Below are 8,837 nucleotides of genomic sequence, written 5' to 3' on the forward strand. Positions count from 1 at the left end.
TGCGTCCGATTTTGATGACAGCGATGACTACCATCTTTGCTATGATTCCACTGGCGCTGGGGGCAAGTTCGGGAACAATGATTGCTGCTGAGTTAGGCGTTGTAGTCATCGGCGGGATGTTCAGTTCTACAGTGCTGACTCTCCTGGTCATTCCGGTAATCTATAGCCTGGTGGATGCTTTTCGCGAGCGGCGCAGAGAGAATAAGCTACGTTCTGCAAGTTAAATCAGTTGCAGGGGCGAATCCGTCTGACCCGCCACACGGATTCGCCCCTGCCGATTTGGGTGTAAACCCTATTGACAGCTTCTCTCAGTCATGATAACCTTGTTGCAATTGCAATAATTGCAGGAGAAACTAATAATGGTCGACGAATTGAAAAGCGCCTGGAGCGGAAAAGCTGCCGGACTGATAGAAAACTTCATCAAGTTGCATGAACGATTCGGATCTCCTTCTGCCGAGGAGGTGGCGGAGATCGAGGAGCGGACTCAGTCACTGGTTGCGGGCGATGAGCCGGATAAGATTGCCGGAGACTTGATTTTCTTCAGGATGAGCCGACTCCTATACCAGTCAGCCACGCTGACGATGGGTGAGTTGAGCGAGAAGCTGATGATACAAAAATACACTGCTACCCGATTGGTTTCCTGGTGGGTGAAGAAAGGATTTGCCGAGCGCTCGGGCGACCCAAGCGACCGGCGTATTGTAAAGGTGGCGCTGACGGAAAAGGGTCGCCAGTTTCAAGAGATCATCGAGGATATCGTCATGCGCAGAGTTCAGCATATCATGAAGCGCCTGACTCAGGATGAACAGATCATCTTCTTTCGATTATTCGAAAAGCTTGCCTCCCAGTAGCCCATCAAATGATTTCCAACCAATAGACAGGGGGATTCCCCGGCCATATAGTTGCATGCGCAATAGTTTCTTGTGCAACCAAATACTTAGGAGAGATTTAGTTGAGCAGTTGCCATCGGAAGTTCCCGGAAGTTACGGGCTTACATCAACGATTTCAAAGGAGTTCATATGATGACTAACGTCTTTCGAAAAGCAGGGAAACTGATTACGAGCAAGTACACGATACTGATAATCCTGGGATTGGTGCTTCTGATCCCGTTTGGCCTGGCGGCAACCAACCTGGAGCTGAAAACGGGTAATGACACCTTTGTATCCTCCAGTTCTGGAGTATACAAAGACTACGAGAAATTCACCGACCGTTTCAGTGATTCGGTTATCGTGGCGCTGCTTGCCGCCCCGGACTTATCCCAACTGCTGCAGCCGGAAAATCTGGCGGCGATGGAATTTGTGGAGACAAAGATGTCCGAAGAGCCGAACGTTGTCTCTGCGGTGGGTCCGGTGTTTCTCATCAAGCAGGCGGTTGCCAAGGAGAGCGGAAGTCCTGATCTGCCAAAGGATACCGAGGAGATTCTCAAGATCATCACCGATCCCGAAAGCGGTGAAATCCGGTCGAGTTTCACACAGATTTTCCCCGATAAGCAACATGCCTTTATCGCCGTAACGATCAGTGCAGCCATCTCGACCGATGAGGAGTCTGATCTGGTTGATGGGGTCAAAAAGACGACAGCCGCTGCCGGATTTGGAGAAAACGTCGATATCATTGTCACCGGAGTGCCGGTTACCAAGGTCGAAATGGCCGATACCATGGTAAGCAGCATGGTAAGCATGGTGATCCTGGCAGTGGTCTTGATGCTGGTTATTCTGGCATTGGTCTTCAGTGTGCGGGGTTTCTTTATGTGGCGGTGGCTGCCGTTGGCCGTCGTTTTCCTGGGCATCTTCTACGCTTTTGGCTGCATGGGATTGTTCAATATCCCCATCACTGTGGTCACCATGGCGGTCTTCCCCATCCTGATAGGGCTTGGCGTGGATTATGCCATCCAGTTTCATAACCGCTATGATGAAGAAGCCAGACGCGGAGAGACCTTTGCCGAGGCAGCCATCGATTCGGTGACCCACATCGGGCCGACAATTGGAATCGCCATTATCGCCGCCTGTCTCGGTTTTGCGGCCCTGTTCTTCTCTCCCATACCGATGGTCCAGGATTTCGGCCTTACACTGATTATCGGGGTGACGGCGTGCTATGTTCTCTCGATGCTTTTCCTGACCGCTATCTTGTACCGGCATGATCGGCGCAAGACCACTTCAACCAGAGTCTCTGAGGTGAAGCAAAAGCCGCAGACAGTGCAGGAGAGTAATGGGGTTGTGGAGAAAGGCCTCTCCCGCCTTGCGCCCTGGGTAATCAATCATCCGGCGATTATCATTGCCGTCGCTCTCATAGTCACCATCGCCGGGATGGTTGCCGATTCCCACATAGATACGATAGCCGATGAGACAAAGTTCATCTCCCAGACTACGCCGACTATGAGAGATTTCAACACCTTGCAGTCGCTGGGAGGCGGCCTCATGTCGACAAATTTACTCATTGAGGCTGATGATGTTACCGAACCGGCCATTCTGGAATGGATGCTGCAAACCGAGCAACGCATCAAACAGGAGAAGTCGGACCTTATCGCCGGGACAAATAGTGTTGCCGATCTGGTGATGCAGGCAAACGACGGCCAAATCCCTCAAAGCTCCGCAGAGATCAGGGAGATATTCGAAAACATCCCTCTTCCCGTCAAAAGAAATCTCATCACCGATGACTTTACCGCAGCCAATCTTATCGTCAGTTCTCCGGGCCGTGATCCTAAAATGCTTGAGGAACTGTCAGGATATTTAACAGATGAAACTGTCGATCATCCCAGTGGCACGAATGTTACCGTGACTGGGCTCAGTCAAATTATCCTTAAGCTGGCCGATGGCCTCACCACCGGCCGGGAAAAGATGACTCTGCTGGGGATTGTTTTTGTCTTCTTTGGGCTGATCCCGCTGTTCCGGTTCAAAGTGCTGCGTGCCCTCGTGGCGATTATCCCCATTGCCCTGATTATCGGGTGGTCAAGCGGGTTGATGTATATAACGGGTATCGACTACACTCCTCTGACGGCAACGCTGGGCGCGCTCATCATTGGCATCGGGGTGGAGTTCACCGTTCTATTGATGATGCGCTACTATGAAGAACGTGAAAAAGGTGTGAGAGTACGCGAGGCGATGACTATGGCCATAACCAAGATAGGCCGGGCTATATGTGCTTCAGGGCTTACCGTTATCGGCGGCTTTGGGGCGCTCTTGATCGCCACTGATTTCCCGATTCTGCGCGACTTCGGCATTGTAACCATGATCAATGTTTTCTTTGCGCTGGTGGCCACCCTGGTGGTTTTGCCGCCGATGATCGTCTTTCTTGACTCACGGCTTGAGAAGCGATCCCCGGCCAAATCAAATCCAAGATCATAAAAGGAGATTTCACCATGTTCAACAAAATAATGGTCCCCCTGGACGGTTCTGTACTCGCTGAGACGTCCATTCCATACGCCATAGAGGTGGCAAGATCTCTGCAGTCCAATGTGATTCTGGCGCAGGTTGAAGAATCCGGCCAGGAGAGCTATCGTCATATGTACGAGATATATATGAAAGCGAAAGTTCACGATACGGCCCAGGCTCTCCTCACCTCCGCCGGAGAATCGGAAGCCGACATTCCCCGGGTAGAGTCAGTGACTTTGTGCGGCGATGCCGCCACCACAATTGCTGATTACGCCGGCATAGAGAAAATCGATCTTATTGCGATTTCCACACATGGCCGGTCTGGAATCGGCCGTTGGGCGTTGGGGAGCGTGAGCGACCATGTGGTCAGGATTGCCGGTTGTCCTGTGCTGCTGATCAGACAACAGAAAGACCAGCCAAAGGCTGAGGGCGCGAAGTTGATAAACAGAGTGCTGGTTATGCTGGATGGCTCCGCGATGAGCGAATCGATATTGCCTTATATCGAGCACCTTGCCGTTGCGCTGAAGTGGGATGTCACCCTGTTGCGGGTTGTCAACCTGGGAGATTACGTAACACACGAGACCGGCGTCGATGGGCCGTTGCAGAGGACGGAACGCTGTGAGCCACACAGAGAATCGGCCAGGGATTATCTGGAGAAAATAGCCGCCAGACTGGCAGGAACCGGGATAAGCGTGAAATGCGAGGTCAGGTTTGGCCTTCCGGCAGATGAGATCATTGATTTCGCCAAGGAGATGAGGGCCGACCTCGTGGCTATGTGTACTCACGGGCGCTCTGGTGTCAGTCGGTGGGCACTGGGCAGTACGGCGGAAAAGGTCTTGTCTGGGGGCACCATTCCGCTTTTACTGGTACAGAGATAGCGAATGCGGCAAAGGTGATTTTCGAGTATTCACCAAATTGAAATCAGGCCCGTTAAGTGCAGAATAGCCCACTCTCATTTGTACCTGAACAAAGTCTACAAAAATAATGAGAGGTCTATCCGCCTGAAGCGCGATCTGGAGGGAAAATCAGGAGGGGTCCGAACAACATCCTTGATGTGGGTTTCCCAAGATCGCTCCTGAGGAGATGGCAAATCAAATCTCGAGGTCTTCTTTCGGCTCGACTTTGCGCAGATTATCTTCGCTCTCCAGATGATCGATGTAAAGAACACCGTTGAGATGCTCTATCTCGTGCTCCAGCGCCTGCGCCAGGAGTCCATCGGCTTTCAATCGAACCGATTTTCCTTCGCGATCGAGTCCTTTGCAGGTCACCGATTGGGCCCGATTGATCGTGGCTTGATATCCGGGGTAGCTCAGGCATCCTTCGGTGACTTCTCTTTCTCCGGATTTCTTGACGATCTCCGGATTGATCAGCGCAAAGGGCTCTTCATCCGGCATCTCAAGGACGATCACCCGAAGCAGCTTTCCCACCTGTGGGGCAGCCAATCCCGCGCCGCAGGCTTCCTGCATCGTCGCGATCATATCGTCGATGAGCTTTTGCACCGACGGGCTAATGGTGCTCACCTTCTTTGATTTATCCCTCAAAATGGGGTTGCCGAAGCGTAAAATGGGCAATACGGCCATTAGAAGCTAACCTCAATTACGATTATATCGGATGTTGGGCACCTGTCAAATGGGAACCTTCGCTTGGCAGGCTACATTTGTTCCATTGCTTTCTGGTACAAGCTGATGGATGTTTCGTCCATCAATCCCAATCGGCGAACATCCTCGATTTTGAACAAGCCGAATGTCCCTTGGGAGGTTACACAGGGCTCGAAGTCTCCCTGATATATCCTGGCCTCCATAACCACTTCACGCTCGCTTAAGCGATTCAGTATTCGGCATTCCGCCAGAAGTTCACCCTGGTCCTGAAGCACCGGCTTTTTGAAACTCACGGTGTTTTGCTTGGTTAGCGCGATGCGCTTGGTGAAAAACGCAGCGCCCCACCCCATTATTTCATCCAGAATGGTACCCTGTATGCCGCCATGGACGATATTCTCCCATCCGCACATGTGTTCCGGGGGCTGCACCCAGGAATACAGAACCTGTTCGTCTGTGTAGAAGGTCATATGAAGTCCGTGCGGATTTTCATGGCCGCACGCAAAGCAGCGATTCCCCTCGTTTTCCGTCACCAGTCTGCGCAATGTTTTTCGATCCGGACCCATTTGGAATTCTCCTTTGCATTCTCTTTAAAAAACTGTCATTCCCGACACGATCGGGAATCCACGTTAACCTCACCCTCACAACGATGGTGTCTAGCCCATCCCTGCCGGGTCGATATCCGCCGTCCATCCCTGCCCGATAGTGATCCTGGAAAGAATGGCCAGAGGGTCCGGGCTGCGGACCATCACCTGCCAGCGATATCGCCCGCGCAGCCTTTGAATATAGGCCGGTACCGGACCGAGTATGGCCGCATTGGCCAGCCCCTGGGAGTCGCGTTCTTCTCTGAGCGAGTTTGCCATTTTTTCCGCTTCTTCCTGACATCGTTTGGCATTGGTGTGGGCATAAACCAGGCTCGCCAGTCGATTGAATGGCGGGTTTCCATACTGCTGTCGGAAGATGATCTCCTGTTCGTAAAAGGCGTTGTAGTCCTGTCTGGCAGCGGCGAGGATAGCATAATGCCCCGGGGAATAGGTTTGAATGATGACCTGTCCTGCCCGTCTTCCTCGACCCGCCCGACCCGCTACCTGAGAGAGAAGCTGAAATGTGCGTTCCCCAGCGCTGAAATGCGGTAAGTGAAGGCTCACGTCGGCATTGACCACGCCTACCAGGGTTACCAGCGGAATATCCAATCCTTTGGCAACCATCTGAGTGCCGATGAGGATATCGGCCTGGTGATCCTGGAATTTCTTCAAAATCTCCTCGTGCGAATACTTCCCCTGAGTGACGTCCCGGTCCCATCGAAGAAGCCTGGCTCTGGGGAAAGCTTTGGCTGTTTCCTCTTCCACTTTCTGGGTGCCGATGCCGAGGAATTTGATCCGTCGGCTCCAGCATTCCGGGCAGGTGGTCGGGGGAGGGATTCGATAGTTGCACTGATGACATATCAAGCTGTTTTCCGATTCATGATGGGTCAAAGTGATCTCACAGCGTCGGCAGCGCATCACATGACCGCAATCGCGACATTGCACAAAGGAGGCAGTCCCCCGGCGATTGAGGAACAGAATCACCTGCTCATGGAGGTCCAAAGCCGAGTTGATGGCGCGGGTCAGCTTTCGGCTGAAGATGCTCCGGTTTCTCGACTTGAGTTCCTGGCGGAGGTCAATGATCTCCACCTGAGGCAGGCTGGGGAACGCCCCTTTATGAAATTCGCCCACTCTGTTCGGCAGCTCCAGGAGCCGGTAATCGCCTTTTTTTGCCCGATGGTAGCTTTCTAAATCCGGTGTGGCGCTGCCCAGAATTACCACCGCGCCGACAAGCTCTGCCAGCTTCAGGGCGGCATCCCTGGCATGATAGAGCGGGGTTTTATCGTGCTGCTTGTAAGTCCACTCGTGTTCTTCATCGATCACTATGAGGCCTAGATCGGGTTGGGGCACGAAAAGAGCGCTGCGGGACCCGATCACCACGTCGAATTCGCCCTCTCGAATCCGCTGCCATTCATCAAACTGTTCGCCCGGGGAGAGCTTGCTGTGGATAACGGCCACCCGATCCGGAAAGCGGGAGGCAAAGCGGTCGACAGTCTGGGGTGTGAGAGCGATCTCCGGGACCAGAACAATGGCTTTTTTGCCCAGGGCAATCGTCTGCTCCAGAGCGCGAAGGTATATCTCCGTTTTGCCGCTGCCGGTAATCCCGTGAAGCAGGAAAACCGATGGGGCCCCCGGTTCTTTCTGGAGGCTCCGGCTGATTTGGCTCCAGGCGGATTCCTGATCCGGCGTGAGTTTAGGAGGAGACGCTGCGGAGAAGGTTCTGTGGGTCAGTGGATCGCGTGTCAATCGAATGTGTTCGATTGAGACCCAGCCTTTTTCCTCCATCTCTTGTATTACCGTCAGCGGGGCGCCGCTTTTGGCTCGAACCTCCGAGGTTGTCAGTGGCTTTGTGGATTTGTTTAGGAGGAGCAATACCTCCCCCCATTGCTTATCTCCCTTCTCTCCTCTCAAGTTATTCAGTGCCTCCGAGGCTCTTTCCGAAATAACCTTCAAGGTGGTGGTCTTTCCGATTTTAGCCTTCTGGATAAGCCCGTCATCGACTAAGGCCTTGATCACTCCATCCGAGCATTTGGCATTTTGTTTAGCTCTGGCTATGGGAACAGGCTCCCCAGCTTCCATCAGAAACTTCAGGAGGTCGGCTTGTTTCGGAGCCTTTCTGGCAGCCAGAAGACGGGATGCTTCCTCATAGGCCTTCTGGCTATCGATAGATAAAGTGACGTAATCTTTGAACTTGGGGCTGATCCTAGCCCTCTCTAATTCAGTGGTCTTGAGTATTAATCCCTTTCGCGTTAGCTGATTGACAGTGATTTCGATCTGCTTTTGGGGCACCTGCTTCTTCAACTCTCGCACGTCAAGACGGCCGCTGGTTAGCAAAAAATCGTAAATTTTCTTTTGCATGGGCGTGAGCACATCGATTGCTTCAGCGGAGGTGTTGGGGAGAGCCTCGATGAATGTGAGCACCCGCCGTTCGAATCCCGGAGGCAGCATCAGAGCTGCCGATTCAAATAACGGGGAAAGGTAATGCCGGCTGATCCAGCCAGCCAGTTCCACTTGAGCTTCAGAGAGGAAGGGATGTGAATCGATGACCTCGGCGATCGGCTTAGTTTCTTCGACCGGGGATTGATCAGTGAGGTTGAGGACTATTCCTTGGAGGAGTCTTTTCCCGAAAGGCACCCACACGGCGCTTCCGATGAAGACATGAAAATTGGAAGGTATGGCATAGGTAAAAGATCGCGGCCATGCCGTGGGGGCATTGACCGCGATCTGGGCATACTTCATCCCTTTCTATCTCGATTTCATTTTCAGGCGAGTCTTCTTTCGGCTGAGACCCCTGATGTAATACAGCTTTGCCCTCCGGGCGTGGCCGTGAGCGACAGTTTCAAGCTTTTCCAGAAGAGGGGAGTGATAAGGGAAAGTCCGTTCCACTCCAATACCGTGGAGAATTTGCCTCACCGTGAAAGTAGCTCCGGCACCGCTGGGTCGGGTCCGAATAACGATGCCGCTGAACACTTGCGTGCGCGTTCGGTCCCCTTCAACGATTCTGTAGTGAACTTTAACAGTATCACCGGGACCGAACTTGGCGATATTCGGATTGGGCTCAAGCTGGACGACAGATCGGATATCCATTTCGTTCAAATTCCTTCTGAATGATTTACCTTTGCATTCTAACACTAAATCGCTTTTTTTTCCACTAGTAGTCTCTTCCCTTACTGCTTGCATTTGGTTGGAATTGCTCCAGCCCTCCCCCCCCATTCGTACGTTTGCTTCTGCTTTAATGGGCTTGAGGTGAGATATGAACGAAGATAAAGTAACCTGCCAGCATTGTGGATCAT

General features: G+C 52.6%; 8 protein-coding genes. 4 read left to right on the forward strand and 4 right to left on the reverse strand.

Going from position 1 to position 8,837, the window contains the following annotated elements:
- From PHV74_13005 to PHV74_13020, 4 genes are all read left to right on the forward strand, one after another.
- A partial coding sequence (locus PHV74_13005; protein MDD5095277.1) for an efflux RND transporter permease subunit occupies positions 1-224 on the forward strand: 224 nt, incomplete at its 5' end.
- Between the two features lie 135 nt (positions 225-359).
- Positions 360-848, forward strand: coding sequence for a MarR family transcriptional regulator (locus PHV74_13010; GenBank protein ID MDD5095278.1), 489 nt, complete (start codon positions 360-362; stop codon positions 846-848).
- 168 nt (positions 849-1,016) lie between these two features.
- Positions 1,017-3,338, forward strand: coding sequence for a hydrophobe/amphiphile efflux-3 (HAE3) family transporter (locus PHV74_13015; GenBank protein ID MDD5095279.1), 2,322 nt, complete (start codon positions 1,017-1,019; stop codon positions 3,336-3,338).
- 14 nt (positions 3,339-3,352) lie between these two features.
- Positions 3,353-4,243 (forward strand): universal stress protein, encoded by an 891-nt coding sequence (locus tag PHV74_13020; protein ID MDD5095280.1) that lies wholly within the window; start codon positions 3,353-3,355, stop codon positions 4,241-4,243.
- Between the two features lie 213 nt (positions 4,244-4,456).
- Here the strand turns inward: PHV74_13020 and def are convergent, their stop codons facing one another.
- From def to rplS, 4 genes are all read right to left on the reverse strand, one after another.
- Complete coding sequence (gene def / locus PHV74_13025; GenBank protein MDD5095281.1) at positions 4,457-4,945, reverse strand: peptide deformylase; 489 nt, start codon at positions 4,943-4,945, stop codon at positions 4,457-4,459.
- 71 nt (positions 4,946-5,016) lie between these two features.
- The gene (locus PHV74_13030; protein MDD5095282.1) at positions 5,017-5,526 is read right to left on the reverse strand and encodes a PaaI family thioesterase; all 510 of its coding nucleotides are present in this window, start codon (positions 5,524-5,526) and stop codon (positions 5,017-5,019) included.
- A 90-nt stretch (positions 5,527-5,616) separates the two neighbouring features.
- Positions 5,617-8,283, reverse strand: a complete 2,667-nt coding sequence (gene priA, locus PHV74_13035) for a primosomal protein N' (protein ID MDD5095283.1) — start codon at positions 8,281-8,283, stop codon at positions 5,617-5,619.
- Positions 8,284-8,289: 6 nt separating this feature from the next.
- A complete protein-coding gene (rplS, locus tag PHV74_13040; protein MDD5095284.1) occupies positions 8,290-8,631 on the reverse strand; it encodes a 50S ribosomal protein L19 in 342 nt (113 codons plus the stop codon).
- Positions 8,632-8,837 lie beyond the last annotated feature (206 nt).

Source organism: Dehalococcoidia bacterium, assembly GCA_028711995.1.
Lineage (GTDB): Bacteria > Chloroflexota > Dehalococcoidia > SZUA-161 > SpSt-899 > JAQTRE01.